This window comes from Paenibacillus sp. Y660 (assembly GCF_057221575.1).
In genome coordinates, this window is the sequence record NZ_JBXBBJ010000008.1 from 91,838 (window position 1) to 106,975 (window position 15,138).

Below are 15,138 nucleotides of genomic sequence, written 5' to 3' on the forward strand. Positions count from 1 at the left end.
TTCATTTTTTTATGGATTGTCTGTCGAGGAGATAAAAACCACTCCTTGCAGACAGTGTTTGTGTTAAAATATGGATACGACGAATTGGCATAGGAGGATACAATGACTCAATTTATAATATTTATAGTAATTGCGGGGCTTCTAATAATTGCAGTAAGTGCAATCAATAAATCAAAGAGCTCAAGACGAAATAGCCGTACAAACGGCAGGGGATCTTTCGGGCGCACAAACACGTTTGCGCCTTGGCCGAATGCGGAGCCAGCGGCAGCTCTGGGCGTTCCATACGGACACCCCGCAAGACCGGCGGCAGAGCGCTTGGAGTCGGCGCTGGGCCTGGATTTTGAGAGCCGAGTGAAGGATCGGGTGTTAAAGGAATTTCCGGGGATGACGGATAAAGAGTGGAACTGGACATGGTTTGAGCTGAAGCGTTACTTTCTGATGTGCGGCATTATGCGCAGCGTTCCGATGTATAGCAGGCAGGTTGATGCGGTGTGGCATGAGATGCTTATGTTCACGAGGGAATATGAGCAGTTCTGCACGCGCTTCTGCGGCGAAATGATACACCACGCGCCTCATGCGGCAGGCGTGACGCCTCACCCAGGCGAGCGGGCCTTATTCGATTGGGTGTATGGCGAGCTGTTCGAGCAAGCGCCGGCAAGCGGTAGAATTTGGGGCGCATTTTATAGAACGCAAATGCCGGAGCATAAGCTGAAGGAGCTGGCGGATTGGAGTCCGGAAGAGCTTCGTTTGCAGTGGTTTAACGTCAAAGCAGCAGCAAGGTACGCTGATTTGTCTGCAACGTCCGGCTATTTAATTGAACGCGCGAAATCGCAGCTTACGGCAGCTAGCAGCGGCAAGCCTCCATATGTCAGGGATTCGCGCTCTTCAAATAGCTATGGTTATGATTCTGCTCTTGGAGCAACTGGGCTGCTTTCGGGCATGCTCATTTATCATTCGCTGTCGAATCCAACTGATTTTGCAGGGCGGATGGACCAGGAGCAGAATGAGGAGGAACGCAATGCAAATGGGAGCGGCGGTTCCACATACGTCTGCAGCGGCTCCTCCGATGATGGGAGAGACCATTCAGGCGGCAGCGATGGCGGCTCAGGAGGCGATTCGTCCTGCGGCAGCGGCGGAGGGGACAGCGGTGGAGGAGGAGGTTCCTCCTGCGGCGGCGGCTGCGGGAGCTCATAGGAACGATCAGGTCGAAGGCTGGCAGCATCCTTTCTTGGATGCTCCGGCCTTTATTTGTACAATCATAAAACTCGGGATGCAACGGACAGTTTACAGTGCTATAATATACGGGATTGTGTCAAGGCCTACAACAATAAACGGGAGGAATACCGCTCCATGAGCAAACTAATCATTTGCGACCATCCGTTAATTCAGCATAAGCTGACTTTTATTCGGGATAAAGAAACGAATACAAAAGATTTTCGGGAATTGGTTGATGAAGTAGCTACTTTAATGTCATACGAACTAACGAGAGAAATACCGCTTGATACCATCAAGGTGCAAACGCCGGTCGCCGAGACAGATTCCAAGGTTGTATCCGGAAGAATGCTGGGTCTCGTGCCCATTTTGCGTGCCGGGCTTGGCATGGTAGACGGTATATTGAAGCTGATTCCATCTGCAAAGGTAGGTCATATTGGACTTGCGCGCGATCACGAGACGCTTCAGCCGAAGGAATATTATATTAACCTGCCGACGGATGCTCCGAATCGTTTGCTTATCGTCATCGATCCGATGCTTGCGACGGGCGGGTCGGCGATCGCTGCGATTACCTCGCTGAAGAACCATAATTGCGACCAAATAAAATTAATGTGTCTGATAGCTGCCCCTGAGGGTGTAAAGGCCGTACAGGAAGCACATCCCGATGTTGATATTTATATCGCAGCCTTGGATGAGCGACTGGATGAGAAGGGCTACATCGTTCCTGGCTTAGGCGACGCTGGAGACCGCATGTTCGGAACCAATTAATGCTATTCGCATGAATTTATAATAGGAGTGGAAGCTTTTGTCTAAACTGAAGGTAATGACCATTTTCGGAACGCGTCCGGAGGCAGTCAAGATGGCACCGCTTGTGCTTGAGCTGCAAAAGCGCGAGGACGAAATCGAATCGATCGTATGCGTAACGGCGCAGCATCGCCAAATGCTGGATCAGGTTCTCGATTTTTTTGAGATCCATCCGAACTACGATTTGAATGTCATGAAGGACCGTCAGACTTTGACGGAAACGACTGTGCGCGTTCTAGAGGGGCTAGACCCCGTGCTGACGCAAGCGAAACCTGATATCGTACTTGTTCACGGCGATACGCAGACGACCTTTCTGGCGAGCTACGCAGCGTTCCTGAAGCAAATACAAGTCGGTCACGTCGAGGCGGGGCTTCGTACTTGGAACAAGTTATCTCCGTATCCGGAGGAAATGAATCGGCAGCTTGCCGGCGTGCTTTCTGATGTTCACTTTGCACCGACAGAATGGTCGGCAGGCAATTTGCGCAAAGAGAATAAGTCGGATGCTGCCATTTATGTGACTGGGAACACCGCTACTGACGTATTTCAATATACGGTGGACGAGTCTTTCTCGCATCCGGTCATTGATTGGGCGAAAGGCAAACGGATGATTCTGATGACTGCACACCGCCGGGAAGCGCTTGGCGAGCCGCATCGGAATATTTTCCGCGCTGTTAAGCGGATTGCTGACGAGCATGAGGATGTAGTCATCGTCTATGCCGTACATCCGAATCCAGCCGTAAGAGAGCCTGCGAATGAAATTTTAGGCGATCACCCGCGCATTCGCTTGATTGATCCGCTTGACGTGTTTGAGTTCCACAATTTCTACCCGCATGCTTATATGATCATGACAGATTCCGGCGGCTTGCAGGAAGAGGCGCCGTCATTCGGGGTGCCAACTTTGGTGCTTCGCGATACGACAGAGCGTCCGGAGGGCATCGAGGCGGGTACGCTTGAATTAGTCGGTACGGACGAGGAGCTTGTGTACAGCCGCGCGCGTGCGCTGTTGACAGATTCGCAGCTATACTCCCGTATGAGCCAAGCAGCAAATCCTTATGGCGATGGCCGTGCATCCGAGCGTATTGTAGACGCGATTTTGCATCATTTTGGCAGGCTGAAGCAGCGTCCGGATTCGTTCACACAACGTTCATAGATTGAACAGTGGCGATAGCGTGATAGGCGAATGTACAGCATACAGTAGTACTGTACGGTTTTCGGGGCTCGCAATACCTTATGTATCAAGGGTTTTCGGTAATCTTTTCATCAAATGTTTGCAGTTAATTCAATTGACAAACGTGTCGCCGCTTGGATAAAATAAATGAGGATTGACAGGGGTATGAACCATGAATAAAAAGGGCAGAAGGGACAATCCGCTGTTTGCAGCCGGACTAGTTGGCGCACTCGGAGTGCAAGTCGCTGTATGTATCTTTTTAGGCTATTGGATCGGCTCGTCCCTCGGTTACCGTTTTGGTGACGTAAAGGGATGGTCGCTCGGTGGCATACTGGTCGGTCTGGCTGTCGGTCTACTCTCAGCCATTCTGCTCGTTAAGAAGGTTATGGAGGAACCCGATGGATAACATTATGAGGACAGCCTTACGTACGCTTGTTTATGCAATGGCGGTATGCCTAATTGTATGGGCTTTCCTTCCGGAATGGCGTACGGTGTCTCTCGGCCTTCTTGTGGGATTGGCAGCAGGTTCCATGAATGCGTTTTTACTGAGACGAAGAGTGGAAATGGTCACCCTAGGAGCAGCGGGGGTAGGACCGCGTAAGAGAGGTCTTGGTCTTGGAAACCGCATCGCAACCGTGCTGCTGGTAGCCATGATCGCTTATCGCTTTCCGGAGGATCTCAGCATGCCAGCCGCTTTAGCTGGCTGCATGGTCATGCCGTTTGTTCTTTTGGTAGCAGCATATATCCACAATAAACGACATCTTAGCGGAAAGGGGTGAAAATTTTAGATGCATGAATTTCCCATATGGCAGCTCGGGCCGCTTAGCATTGACATTTCGAGTTTTATTGCCATTACGGTTTCAGTCATTGTGACATTCTTGATTGCCAAGCTGGCTGTTCGCAACCTTTCGGTGGACAACCCTTCGAAGATGCAGAACTTTTTGGAATGGGTCGTTGATTTCGTACACAACTTTATTTCAAGCACAATGCCGTTAAATCGGGTTAAGCCTTTCTTGTCATTAGGGATGACACTCATTATGTTCATCTTTATTTCAAACCTGTTAGGTTTGCCTTTCGGTATCGTAACTGTACCTCATCACGCTATTTCTTGGCTTGGCGTTACAGAAGAAATGGTTGCAAATCATGCTGAATTGGCATGGTGGAAATCCCCAACGGCTGATATTTCAGTAACTGCGGGACTAGCGCTTATTGTATTCGTAATCGTCCATTTCCTTGGATTGAAATTGAACACTAAGCACTACCTAAAGCATTACTTCCATCCGTTTCCTGTTTTCTTCCCCGTGAACATAATCGAAACAATCTCTAAGCCGGTAACGCTGGCACTTCGGTTGTTCGCTAACATTTATGCGGGTGAGGTACTTATCGCAACGATTCTAATGATGGGTTGGGTAGGTACGCCGTTCCTTGTTGCATGGCAGGGCTTCAGTCTTTTTGTAGGCGGTATTCAGGCTTTCTTGTTCACGATTCTGACGATGGTATATATTTCGCAAGCTGCCATCCACGATGAAGAACATTAATTTACGCTTTATGCCTCGGTTTATTTAAGAAATACCGCGGTTGGTTATACAAAAAACAACAATTTTCGAGGAGGATTTTAAAAATGGAATTATTAGCAGCAGCTTTGGCAGTAGGTTTGGGTGCAGTTGGCGCAGGCGTAGGTAACGGTATGATCGTTAGTAAAACAGTTGAAGGTATCGCTCGTCAGCCTGAGCTTCAAGGCAAGCTTCAAACAACTATGTTTATCGGTGTAGGTATCGTCGAGGTTGTGCCTATCATCGGCGTAGTTATCGGTTTCTTGGCTTTCTTCCAAGCTTAATAACTGCAACTGGCGGGGAAGGCCTTAGCCCTCTTCGCCTTCGTTTTGATTAAGACAATATTGTGGTGAGAAAGGAGTGGCATCTATGGCATGGCATTGGGAATCGACAGTATATGCAATTCTTGCCTTCGGGATTTTGTATTGGTTGCTGAGTAGATATGCGTTCGGTCCATTGTTCGAAGTAATGGAGAAGCGCAGACAGCTTGTGCTTGAACAAATGAATACGGCTGAGAGCAGCCGGAAAGCGGCCGAGCAGCAGATGGAAGAGCAAAAGGCTGCACTCCAGCAAGCTCGCAAGGAAGCTTACGAAATTATCGAACAATCGAGAACTACGAGCTCTAAGCAAGCGGAAGAGATCGTTCAAACTGCAAAATCGGAAGCATCCCGTCTGAAAGACGATGCTCTCAAAGATATCGAAAGCGAGAAAAACAAAGCAATTGCGGCGCTTCGTACAGAAGTTGGCGGCATTTCCGTGAAAATCGCGTCGAAAATTATTGAGAAGCAAGTGGATGAAAAATCGCAAGAGCAGCTGGTTGGTCAATATTTGAAAGAAGTTGGAAATAAATGAGCCGCGATGCAGTCGTAGCGAAGCGCTACGCTAAAGCACTGTTCGAGGTTGCTGAGAAGCAGCAGGTTGTTTCAGAGGTAGAGGGACAGCTTAAGCTGATCGTGCAAGCTCTTGAACAGGACGCTGACATTCAAAAGTTTCTATCGCTTCCGAGCATTGATCCAGAAAGCAAAATTGCGGTTCTAAAAGCAGCATTCGGCGATCGTGTATCTGCGCTCGTTTTCAATACCGTACAAATTCTAATCACTCGTCGTCGCCAGGATGTTATTGCTGATGTATATGCAGCATACACCAAGGTTGCGGGAGATTCGCTTGGTCAAGCGCATGCGACGGTTTATTCCGCCAAAGCTTTGTCTGATGACGAGCTTGCTGGTGTAGCGGCGCAGTTCGGACAGTTGACCGGCAAAACTATTATTGCACAGCAAGTGGTAGAGCCTGCTTTGCTCGGCGGCGTACAAGTGCGCATCGGCGATCGTCTATATGATGGCAGCCTGTCCGGCAAGCTGGAACGTTTACAAAAATCGTTTAAAATCTAATGCACTGTAGATAGGGGTGAACGAATTGAGTATCAGACCTGATGAAATCAGCACGCTGATTAAACAACAGATCGAACAATATAAATCCGAAATTCAAGTCGTAGACGTCGGCACCGTAATCAATGTCGGTGACGGTATCGCCCGCGTACACGGCTTGGAAAATGCGATGCAGGGTGAACTGCTCGAATTCTCCAACGGTGTTGTCGGTATGGCTTTGAACTTGGAAGAAAGCAATGTCGGTGTCGTTATTCTTGGACCATACACGGATATTCGTGAAGGCGATCAAGTTAAACGTACTGGCCGTATCATGGAAGTACCTGTCGGCGAAGAGCTTCTTGGCCGCGTAGTAAACCCGCTTGGTCAGCCGCTTGACGGCAAAGGACCAATCAATACGACTCAATTCCGTGCGATTGAATCCCCAGCGCCAGGCGTTATCGACCGTAAATCGGTTCATGAGCCTATGCAAACGGGAATTAAAGCAATCGATGCGATGGTACCAGTAGGCCGCGGTCAACGTGAGCTTATCATCGGTGACCGTCAAACAGGTAAAACAGCGATTGCAATCGATGCAATCATCAACCAAAAAGGCAATGGCGTAAAATGTATCTATGTTGCCGTTGGACAAAAACAATCCACTGTAGCTAACGTAGTTGAAACGCTTCGTCGCCACGGTGCGCTTGATTACACAATCATCGTTACTGCAGGTGCTTCCGAGCCAGCTCCTTTGCTCTTCCTAGCTCCTTATGCAGGCTGTACAATGGGCGAGTACTTCATGTACAAAGGCGAGCACGTTCTCGTTATTTATGATGATCTATCGAAACAAGCAGCAGCTTATCGTGAGCTTTCGCTCTTGCTTCGCCGTCCACCGGGTCGTGAAGCTTACCCAGGTGACGTATTCTATCTTCACTCCCGTTTGCTTGAGCGCGCTGCAAAACTTAGCGATGCAAGAGGCGGCGGTTCGATGACGGCATTGCCATTCATTGAGACGCAAGCATCCGACGTATCGGCATACATTCCTACGAATGTTATCTCGATCACTGACGGTCAAATCTTCCTAGAAGCAGATCTATTCTATTCGGGTCAACGTCCAGCGGTTAACGTTGGTATCTCCGTATCCCGTGTAGGTGGTTCCGCACAAATTAAAGCGATGAAGAAGGTTGCTGGTACGCTCCGTCTTGATCTTGCGGCTTACCGCGAGCTTCAAGCGTTCTCGCAGTTCGGATCTGACCTCGACAAATCGACGCTTGCCCGCCTTAACCGCGGTGCTCGCACGATGGAAATTCTTAAACAAGACGTTAACAAGCCGATGCCGGTTGAGAAGCAAGTTATCTCGATCTACTCTGCGGTTAAAGGTCACTTGGATGAGATTCCGGTTGGCGATATCCTTCGCTTCGAGAAAGAGTTCCACGCGTATTTGGATTCGAACAGTCCTGAAATCGGCCAATCGATTCGCGATACAAAAGACATCGTTGCTGACAACGAGAAAGCTCTCGTTGAAGCTATCAATAAATTCAAGAAGAGCTTCGCTGTAACGGCTTAAATCTCTTCATCCTTCAATACAGGTCTTCGCCCGTTCTTGATGTCCGGGCTTAGACCGCTTACTCCACCAACACCAGGCTTTGGAGCAGCTCCAAAGCAACAAAGGCGGGTGAAACCAAATGGCAAAAGGTATGCGCGATATTAAACGCGAAATCAAAAGTAAACAAAATACGAAGCAGATTACGAAAGCGATGGAGATGGTTGCCGCTTCCCGCCTAAGAAAGGCACAGGAAGCTGCGCAAGCAGCACGTCCATATGCTGAGAAGCTGAAGGAAGTTGTAGCAAGCATCGCAGCCGGCACCAAGGATGTGAAGCATCCGATGCTGGAGACGCGTCCGGTGAAGAAAACGGGTTATCTCGTTATTACTTCCGACCGCGGCCTCGCTGGCGGCTACAACGCGAATATTCTTCGTAAAGTAACGCAAACCATTCGTGAAAAGCATAAGTCGACTGATGAATACGTGTTATTCGTTATCGGACGTAAGGGTCGCGATTATTTCCGCCGCCGCAGCATGCCAATCGTTGAGGAAGTAACTGGCTTGCCAGATGCTCCTTCTTTCGCTGACATCAAATCGGTCGCTTATTCCGCAGTTAAGAACTTCTCGGAAGGCGCTTATGACGAGCTATACTTGTACTATAACGAATTCGTTAACGCGATTACGCAAATACCGACAGATGTACGTTTGCTGCCGCTTGAAGAAGTGGGCGGAAACACAGCTGTCACCTCGTATGAATACGAGCCGTCTCCAGAGGGCGTACTTGAAGTACTGCTGCCTAAATACGCAGAAACGCTTATCTACAGCGCAGTTCTTGACGGTAAAGCAAGTGAGTTCGGCGCTCGTATGACTGCCATGGGAAGCGCAACGAAAAATGCAACGAAGATCATCAACCAATTGACGCTCACTTACAACAGAGCGCGTCAAGCAGCGATTACGCAGGAGATTTCCGAGATCGTTGCAGGGGCAAATGCTCAATCGTAATCGATATACTGCAAGAGCTGGTCGCTTGTGATAAGCGAACCGGCTTGCGGTAACAAGAAGGAACCAGGAGGGAAAACCATGAAAAAAGGACACGTAGTATCCGTCATGGGTCCGGTCGTAGACTTAGAGTTCGAACGCGGCAATTTGCCGGAAATTTTGAACGCTGTCAAAATCGAGCAAAAGGGCGAAGCAGGCGGCATTGACATTAACTTGACGCTTGAAGTAGCTGTTCACCTCGGTGACAATAAGGTACGTGCCGTAGCTATGAGTACAACAGACGGTCTTGTACGCGGTATGATTGCTGTTGATACAGGCGCACCAATTACTATTCCGGTTGGCGCTCCAACACTTGGCCGTGTATTCAACGTACTTGGTGAGCCAATTGACGAAGCTGGCGTTGTTACATCGCCAATCAACCTTCCGATTCACCGTGAAGCACCTGCTTTCGACCAATTATCCACGCAAGCGGAAATTCTTGAAACAGGCATTAAAGTAATCGACCTTCTCGCACCCTACGCAAAAGGCGGTAAAATCGGCCTCTTCGGCGGCGCGGGCGTAGGTAAAACGGTTACGATCCAAGAGCTTATCAACAACATCGCACAAGAGCACGGCGGTATTTCCGTATTCGCGGGTGTTGGTGAGCGTACTCGTGAAGGTAATGACCTTTACCACGAGATGAAAGACTCCGGCGTACTTAGCAAAACAGCGATGGTATTCGGACAAATGAACGAGCCGCCAGGCGCACGTCAACGCGTTGCTTTGACTGGTCTGACAATGGCTGAATATTTCCGTGACGAAGAAGGCAAAGACGTTCTATTGTTCGTCGATAACATCTTCCGTTTCACGCAAGCAGGCTCCGAGGTTTCGGCCCTTCTAGGCCGTATGCCTTCCGCGGTAGGTTACCAGCCAACGCTGGCAACTGAAATGGGTCAATTGCAAGAGCGTATCACGTCTACGAAAAAAGGTTCGGTTACTTCGATCCAAGCGATCTACGTACCTGCCGATGACTATACGGATCCGGCTCCTGCAACGACATTTGCCCACTTGGATGCAACGACGAACCTTGAGCGTAAAATCTCCGAAATGGGTATCTTCCCAGCGGTTGATCCACTCGCTTCGTCTTCCCGTATCCTTAGCCCATCTGTTTTGGGTGAAGAGCACTACAACGTGGCTCAAGGCGTTAAGAAGATTCTTCAGCGCTACAAAGAGCTTCAAGATATTATCGCAATCCTTGGTATGGACGAGCTTAGCGAAGAAGATAAATTGACTGTGTCTCGCGCACGTAAAATTCAACTCTTCCTATCTCAACCGTTCCACGTTGCTGAGCCGTTCACAGGTATTAAAGGTAAATACGTACCTGTTAAAGAATCCGTTCGCAGTTTTAAAGAAATTCTCGAGGGCAAACATGACGACCTTCCGGAAGAATCTTTCCGATATGTTGGTGTGATTGAAGAAGCCGTGGAGAAAGCCAAAACGCTTTAATAGCGAAAGGCGGGAGGAATCCACATGAGTTCGTTTTTGGTAGAGATCGTAACACCTGAACGCAAGGTGTATGCAGAAATTGCGAATATGGTTAGCGTATCAGGCGTTGAAGGTGAGCTTGGCATATTGCCAAACCACATTCCGCTCGTAACGCCGCTTCGTATCGCGCCTGTCACCATCAAACGTGGCAATTCAGTTGATGTTATAGCGGTTAATGGAGGCTTTATCGAGGTACGCAAGGATAAGATCGTTATTCTTGCCGAGAGCGCTGAGCTTGCAATCGATATTAACATTGAACGTGCTGAAGCCGCTAAACAGCGTGCCCAGCAGCGTCTTGCCGCTAAGCAGGATCAGGTCGATTTCCGCCGCGCAGAGCTTGCTTTGCAGCGTGCAATGAATCGTCTGAACATCAAGCAAAAATAAGCTATACCCGAGAAGCACCGTTTGCGCCGCTGAGGCGTGACGGTGCTTTTTTTATTTTGTTAAAGTCATCTGGCCCATCTGGAAATGATTTTTTATGATTTCACCAAAATGATATGTCCAACCAGCATGTGCTTAATGACGGGCATCTACAGCCTTTTACGCTTGAGTACATAATTATGCCATGGAATAGTTATCCTAAGACAGAATCTTATGCTTATGCGAGGGAGGAGTGGGGCAAATGTTCGGAACTTCTATGAGCGGCAGAGGCAAAGCTGGCAAGAAAGCCAACAAGAAACTAGCTCGGGCTGAGAAGCATGAGCATGAGCAGCTTGACCTGTTTTCGGACAAGCCCCTTTTCACTTCGCTGGAGCGAAATATGGAGGCAATCAAGCGCGAGCTGGGAGAGAGCCAGGATATTATTTTTCGAGAGCTGCTGCTGAACGAAATCGGACAAACGAAAGCGCTCATTGTTTATGTGCAGGGAATGATTGATGATGAGCGGATGAACGAGTTTGTTATACAGCCTCTGCATAAACATAGATTTCCTCATGAAGAGATCATACAGCCCGATGATGTACTCGAATACATGAAGAGCAATCAGTTGGCAACGGGCATTATTAACGATATCTGCGACTGGAAGCTGTTGTTTCAAAAGCTGTTTTTGGGCTATTGCATCATAATCATAGAAGGAGCCAGCTTTGCGATAGGTACTAATGTAGTCGGCGGGGCAAGACGCGGTGTAGAAGAGCCAAAAACCGAAATGGCTATTCGTGGCCCGAGGGAAGGTTTTACTGAGTCCATTCGAATCAACACCTCTATGATTCGCAGGAAGATACGAAGCCCCAAGCTATGGATGGAGCAGTGGACGATTGGTGAAATTTCGCAAACGCCTGTATGCATTATGTACGTCAAAGGGTTGGCGGATGAAAATGTACTTAAGGATCTAAGAGAGCGGCTAGAGTCGATCCGTATAGACGGCATATTAGAATCAGGCTATATCGAAGAGCTGATTGCCGATCAGATGTGGACGCCGTTTCCAACCGCCTTGAGCGTTGAGCGGCCGGACGCGGTTGCTGGCAACCTGCTTGAAGGGCGAATAGCCATCATGGTTGATGGAACTCCTTTTGTGTTAGTTGTGCCTGCCATACTTAACATGTTTTTTCAGGCCTCTGAGGATTATTACCAGCGATATGATATTGCGACCTTTCTGCGGATGCTTCGTTTCATTTCTTTCCTGATCGCGCTTCTCATGCCATCGATTTATGTGGCTATCGTCGGCTATCATCAGGAAATGATTCCGACGCAACTGCTGCTGAAGCTGGCGGCACAGCGGGAGGGCGTACCTTTCCCGGCTTATTTGGAAGCTTTTATTATGGAATTGGTATTTGAAATTTTGCGGGAAGCCGTCGTGCGAATGCCGAGCGCCGCAGGGAACACGATCTCCATCGTAGGCGGTCTCGTTATCGGCCAATCGGTGGTCGAGGCTGGAATCGTATCTCCGGCAGTCGTAATTGTCGTGTCCTTTACAGCTATTGCAAGCTTTGTATCGCCATCCTACAGTCTTGGAATCTCGGCAAGGCTGCTGCGATTTTTTCTGCTGCTTGCCGCCTCGACGCTGGGCTTTTATGGCATTGGATTAGTTGTGCTTCTGCTGATCCTTCACGTAAGCAATCTTAGGTCATTCGGCATGCCTTATATCAAACCATTTGCTCCGATGTTCTTAGGAGATATGAAAGATACGCTCGTTCGAGCACCGCTTTGGAAAATGCGCAATCGCCCGCAACAGATGGCTGTTGATAATGTCGTGAGGCAAGTAATAGAACCTGAGCATCGGAAGGAGCCTGAGCAATGAACGGGGGGAAGCGCGACAAGCGACTGTATTTGGCCATTCGCATATGCCGCAAATCGGTTCTGTTGTGGACGGCCTGCATGCTGATTTTGCTCAGCGGCTGTTGGGATCTGCGTTACTTAGACAAGCTCGGAGTTGTGCTGGCGTTAGGCGTGGATGAAGATCCGAAAGGCAAACAAAAGCTTCAGTTGACGGTTCAAGTTGTACTTCCGCAAAACGTAGCCGCCGAAAGCAAAGGCGGAATAGGGGGAACTGCTGTGACCACTTTCACGGAGACGGGCGACACGATCTTTGAAGCGATTCGCAAAATGTCGGCCAAGACGTCGAGGAGACTTTTTTTCTCCCATACGCAAATGCTGATCATCGGAGAGAAAATAGCGCGGAAAGGGATTTACCCTTTGGTGGATTTAATCGAGCGCAACCCGGACATTCGGACAGATATTTCCGTGCTGCTCGCACGGGGTGTGAAAGCGGAGGATCTGCTGCAGCTCACGACTCAAATGGAGTCGATTCCAATCAACCAGATTCACGCAATGGTAGAGACCAATCAGTCATCATATGCGATGAATTATGTTGTTCAAGTCAATGATATAACAAGGCTGCATGGGGAAGGAAAGCAGCAGGCTGCCCTTCCATCCATGAGAATCGTTGGAAATAAGGCACTCGGGCACTCTAATGAAAATGTGAACAATATACCGGCTAAAGCCATTCCTGAGCTGTCAACGATGGCTGTTTTTCGCGAAGGAAAGCTTGTCGATTTTTTGAAGCCTAAGGAATCGAGAGGATTATCATGGCTGCAAAATAAAGTGCAAGGCACGGTCATTAAGCTGGCATGCCCGAATTCGAAGGGCAACTTAATTGTAGAGGTGCAAGGAGTTACGGTGAATCACAGGGTCAAGCTTGATGAGAGCGGCAAGCCGGTTATTCAAGTAAATATTAAGATGTCAGGAAGCGTACAAGAGATTATGTGCAAGGATGTAAGGATAGGTGAGGAGCAGGTGCTAAATCAGATCGGTACGATGGCGAGTGAAGCTGTGAAGGATGAGATGGAGGCCACGATCCGAAAGCTGCAAAAAAAGCTGAAGATCGATGCCATTGGCTGGGGCAAGGAGATTTATTTACAAAAGCCGAGCATTTGGAAGCGAATAGAGGGAGACTGGGAGACGGTATTTCCGAATGTGAAAAGTGAAGTGATTTGCAGCACCAAAATTAACGGGTCGGGTGTTCGAGGCGAATCTATCGTGAAGTGAGTGATTAGGATGATGGTTTCTATTGTAGTTGTCTTTTTTGCGGTGGGGGCAGGAGCAGTAATTTGGAAACGAAACAATGATAAGCGACGTCCCCGAGAGGGAGGCTGGGCCTTGTTTATTTTATCGATAGGCACCCTGCTCATAATAGCTCAGCTGCTCCGCATCCCGATTCCAAATCCAACAGATTTGATTACGATCATTTTTTCGCCTATGTCTAAGCCGTTTACACAGTGGGTTGAGGAGGATATGAAACCGAAATGAGTAAATTCGCTGGCATGAACAATGCGGAAATCACTTCCGGCCAATGCGCGAAAATATTGTACTTATTCGCGCTTGGGAGCGCTGCGCTTATTTTGCCAACCTCTGTAACAGCCATTGCCAAGCAGGACGGATGGATATCAATGCTGCTGGCGGGCCCTTTCAATTACTTCATATTGATCGCGCTTTTAGCGCTAGCCGATCGTTTTCCAAACTTATCTCTGGCTCAATACGCGGAACGGGTGCTGGGGGTCTGGGGAGGAAAGCTCGTAACAATGCTTTATATTTTCTTCTTCCTTCTGCTTAGCGCGCTTGTTCTTCGCAATATTTCTGATTTCATGAACCTCTCCGTGCTGCCTATTACACCGGAGTGGTTTATTGACAGCACGTTTATGATTGTAGTCATCTACGGTGTTTACTTAGGGATAGAGACGATAGCGCGAACGGGAGAAATATTGTTTGGCTGGGGAATGTTCGTCATCATTATCGTTACTTTCTCATTATTTAATCAATTTGATTTCCATAACTTCGAGCCCTTCTTATATGAGGGATGGGAGAGGCCGCTCAAGGGTGTTTATCCGATATTGGGATCTCCGATTGGGGAATTTGTCTTTATGACGATGATATTTCCGCTTGTACGTGAGAAGGATCGTAAAAAGCTGAGAAAATCATTAAAGCTGTCGGCCGTTCTGATTACGTTCATAAGCGTTGCCGTAACGGTATTTTTAGTAGGCGTAATGGGGGTGGATGAGGCAAGTCGAAGTCCGTTTGCCGTTTACGATATGGCGAAAAACATCAATATCGAAGAAATATTGGTGCGTGTCGAAATTTTGGTGGTGATGGTGTGGATCGGAACTGTCTTTATGAAGCTGGCGCTTTGCGTATACGTACTGACCGTTATTACCGCCCAAATGCTGAAATTGTCTACCTACCGGACACTGATTCTGCCCTATGCCGTTATTATTGTTCCTCTCTCCTTAACGGTTTATCGCAACGTTGCTCATGCTAGAGAGTTTGCAATGGGAATATGGACCCTATACAGTTTATTTCAAGGCTTCGTTCTGCCGGTGCTTCTGCTTGTCATTGCAATTATTCGAGGAAAACGGGATAACAGCGATGGCAGCTTTCCCGAGGTGAAGCCGAAGGGAGGAGATAGGTCAGCCAATCCAAACAAGACGGGCGAAGCAGGAGAATCATTGGACAAGGAGCCTGCTCAGGCTTAACTCCGTCAT

General features: G+C 48.5%; 17 protein-coding genes. All 17 read left to right on the plus strand.

The window, feature by feature from the left end; translation table 11 throughout:
- Positions 1 to 102: 102 nt before the first annotated feature.
- The 17 genes from AC2TDN_RS12005 (at position 103) to AC2TDN_RS12085 (ending at position 15,129) form a co-directional block, all read left to right on the plus strand.
- Positions 103 to 1,194: a glycine-rich domain-containing protein gene (locus AC2TDN_RS12005; RefSeq protein ID WP_484688152.1), complete on the plus strand. Its 1,092-nt coding sequence runs from the start codon at positions 103 to 105 to the stop codon at positions 1,192 to 1,194.
- A 156-nt stretch (positions 1,195 to 1,350) separates the two neighbouring features.
- A complete protein-coding gene (gene upp, locus AC2TDN_RS12010; RefSeq protein ID WP_482068166.1) occupies positions 1,351 to 1,980 on the plus strand; it encodes a uracil phosphoribosyltransferase in 630 nt (209 codons plus the stop codon).
- Between the two features lie 37 nt (positions 1,981 to 2,017).
- Entirely contained in the window at positions 2,018 to 3,166 is a 1,149-nt protein-coding gene (gene wecB / locus AC2TDN_RS12015; protein WP_482068167.1) for a non-hydrolyzing UDP-N-acetylglucosamine 2-epimerase, read from the plus strand.
- A gap of 190 nt (positions 3,167 to 3,356) precedes the next feature.
- On the plus strand, positions 3,357 to 3,590 hold the full coding sequence (locus AC2TDN_RS12020) for an AtpZ/AtpI family protein (RefSeq protein ID WP_484688153.1): 234 nt from the start codon (positions 3,357 to 3,359) through the stop codon (positions 3,588 to 3,590).
- On the plus strand, positions 3,583 to 3,963 hold the full coding sequence (locus AC2TDN_RS12025; protein WP_484688154.1) for an ATP synthase subunit I: 381 nt from the start codon (positions 3,583 to 3,585) through the stop codon (positions 3,961 to 3,963). The genes AC2TDN_RS12020 and AC2TDN_RS12025 overlap by 8 nt, the downstream gene beginning before the upstream one ends.
- A gap of 9 nt (positions 3,964 to 3,972) precedes the next feature.
- Positions 3,973 to 4,722, plus strand: a complete 750-nt coding sequence (atpB, locus tag AC2TDN_RS12030) for a F0F1 ATP synthase subunit A (protein WP_484688155.1) — start codon at positions 3,973 to 3,975, stop codon at positions 4,720 to 4,722.
- Between the two features lie 83 nt (positions 4,723 to 4,805).
- Entirely contained in the window at positions 4,806 to 5,021 is a 216-nt protein-coding gene (atpE, locus tag AC2TDN_RS12035) for a F0F1 ATP synthase subunit C (RefSeq protein WP_053373757.1), read from the plus strand.
- A gap of 85 nt (positions 5,022 to 5,106) precedes the next feature.
- Complete coding sequence (atpF, locus tag AC2TDN_RS12040; RefSeq protein WP_484688156.1) at positions 5,107 to 5,589, plus strand: F0F1 ATP synthase subunit B; 483 nt, start codon at positions 5,107 to 5,109, stop codon at positions 5,587 to 5,589.
- On the plus strand, positions 5,586 to 6,125 hold the full coding sequence (locus AC2TDN_RS12045; RefSeq protein WP_482068172.1) for a F0F1 ATP synthase subunit delta: 540 nt from the start codon (positions 5,586 to 5,588) through the stop codon (positions 6,123 to 6,125). Before atpF ends, AC2TDN_RS12045 begins: the two co-directional genes overlap by 4 nt.
- Before the next feature lie 25 nt (positions 6,126 to 6,150).
- Positions 6,151 to 7,665: a F0F1 ATP synthase subunit alpha gene (gene atpA, locus AC2TDN_RS12050; protein WP_482068173.1), complete on the plus strand. Its 1,515-nt coding sequence runs from the start codon at positions 6,151 to 6,153 to the stop codon at positions 7,663 to 7,665.
- A gap of 118 nt (positions 7,666 to 7,783) precedes the next feature.
- Positions 7,784 to 8,644 (plus strand): ATP synthase F1 subunit gamma, encoded by an 861-nt coding sequence (gene atpG / locus AC2TDN_RS12055; RefSeq protein ID WP_482068174.1) that lies wholly within the window; start codon positions 7,784 to 7,786, stop codon positions 8,642 to 8,644.
- 78 nt (positions 8,645 to 8,722) lie between these two features.
- Positions 8,723 to 10,126: a F0F1 ATP synthase subunit beta gene (gene atpD / locus AC2TDN_RS12060; RefSeq protein ID WP_065386960.1), complete on the plus strand. Its 1,404-nt coding sequence runs from the start codon at positions 8,723 to 8,725 to the stop codon at positions 10,124 to 10,126.
- Positions 10,127 to 10,150: 24 nt separating this feature from the next.
- Positions 10,151 to 10,549, plus strand: coding sequence for a F0F1 ATP synthase subunit epsilon (locus tag AC2TDN_RS12065; RefSeq protein ID WP_484688157.1), 399 nt, complete (start codon positions 10,151 to 10,153; stop codon positions 10,547 to 10,549).
- 238 nt (positions 10,550 to 10,787) lie between these two features.
- Complete coding sequence (locus tag AC2TDN_RS12070) at positions 10,788 to 12,401, plus strand: spore germination protein (protein ID WP_484688158.1); 1,614 nt, start codon at positions 10,788 to 10,790, stop codon at positions 12,399 to 12,401.
- On the plus strand, positions 12,398 to 13,648 hold the full coding sequence (locus AC2TDN_RS12075; protein ID WP_484688159.1) for a Ger(x)C family spore germination protein: 1,251 nt from the start codon (positions 12,398 to 12,400) through the stop codon (positions 13,646 to 13,648). Before AC2TDN_RS12070 ends, AC2TDN_RS12075 begins: the two co-directional genes overlap by 4 nt.
- 111 nt (positions 13,649 to 13,759) lie before the next feature.
- Positions 13,760 to 13,909, plus strand: a complete 150-nt coding sequence (locus AC2TDN_RS12080; RefSeq protein ID WP_482068178.1) for a hypothetical protein — start codon at positions 13,760 to 13,762, stop codon at positions 13,907 to 13,909.
- Positions 13,906 to 15,129, plus strand: a complete 1,224-nt coding sequence (locus AC2TDN_RS12085; protein ID WP_484688160.1) for a GerAB/ArcD/ProY family transporter — start codon at positions 13,906 to 13,908, stop codon at positions 15,127 to 15,129. Before AC2TDN_RS12080 ends, AC2TDN_RS12085 begins: the two co-directional genes overlap by 4 nt.
- The last annotated feature ends 9 nt before the right edge of the window (positions 15,130 to 15,138 follow it).

Bases quoted from the DNA above. Each gene is read 5' to 3' on its own strand.
- AC2TDN_RS12005 (WP_484688152.1), top strand. From the start codon at position 103: ATGACTCAATTTATAATATTTATAGTAATTGCGGGGCTTCTAATAATT.
- upp (WP_482068166.1), top strand. From the start codon at position 1,351: ATGAGCAAACTAATCATTTGCGACCATCCGTTAATTCAGCATAAGCTG.
- AC2TDN_RS12020 (WP_484688153.1), top strand. From the start codon at position 3,357: ATGAATAAAAAGGGCAGAAGGGACAATCCGCTGTTTGCAGCCGGACTA.
- AC2TDN_RS12025 (WP_484688154.1), top strand. From the start codon at position 3,583: ATGGATAACATTATGAGGACAGCCTTACGTACGCTTGTTTATGCAATG.
- atpB (WP_484688155.1), top strand. From the start codon at position 3,973: ATGCATGAATTTCCCATATGGCAGCTCGGGCCGCTTAGCATTGACATT.
- atpE (WP_053373757.1), top strand. From the start codon at position 4,806: ATGGAATTATTAGCAGCAGCTTTGGCAGTAGGTTTGGGTGCAGTTGGC.
- atpF (WP_484688156.1), top strand. From the start codon at position 5,107: ATGGCATGGCATTGGGAATCGACAGTATATGCAATTCTTGCCTTCGGG.
- AC2TDN_RS12045 (WP_482068172.1), top strand. From the start codon at position 5,586: ATGAGCCGCGATGCAGTCGTAGCGAAGCGCTACGCTAAAGCACTGTTC.
- atpG (WP_482068174.1), top strand. From the start codon at position 7,784: ATGGCAAAAGGTATGCGCGATATTAAACGCGAAATCAAAAGTAAACAA.
- atpD (WP_065386960.1), top strand. From the start codon at position 8,723: ATGAAAAAAGGACACGTAGTATCCGTCATGGGTCCGGTCGTAGACTTA.
- AC2TDN_RS12065 (WP_484688157.1), top strand. From the start codon at position 10,151: ATGAGTTCGTTTTTGGTAGAGATCGTAACACCTGAACGCAAGGTGTAT.
- AC2TDN_RS12070 (WP_484688158.1), top strand. From the start codon at position 10,788: ATGTTCGGAACTTCTATGAGCGGCAGAGGCAAAGCTGGCAAGAAAGCC.
- AC2TDN_RS12075 (WP_484688159.1), top strand. From the start codon at position 12,398: ATGAACGGGGGGAAGCGCGACAAGCGACTGTATTTGGCCATTCGCATA.
- AC2TDN_RS12085 (WP_484688160.1), top strand. From the start codon at position 13,906: ATGAGTAAATTCGCTGGCATGAACAATGCGGAAATCACTTCCGGCCAA.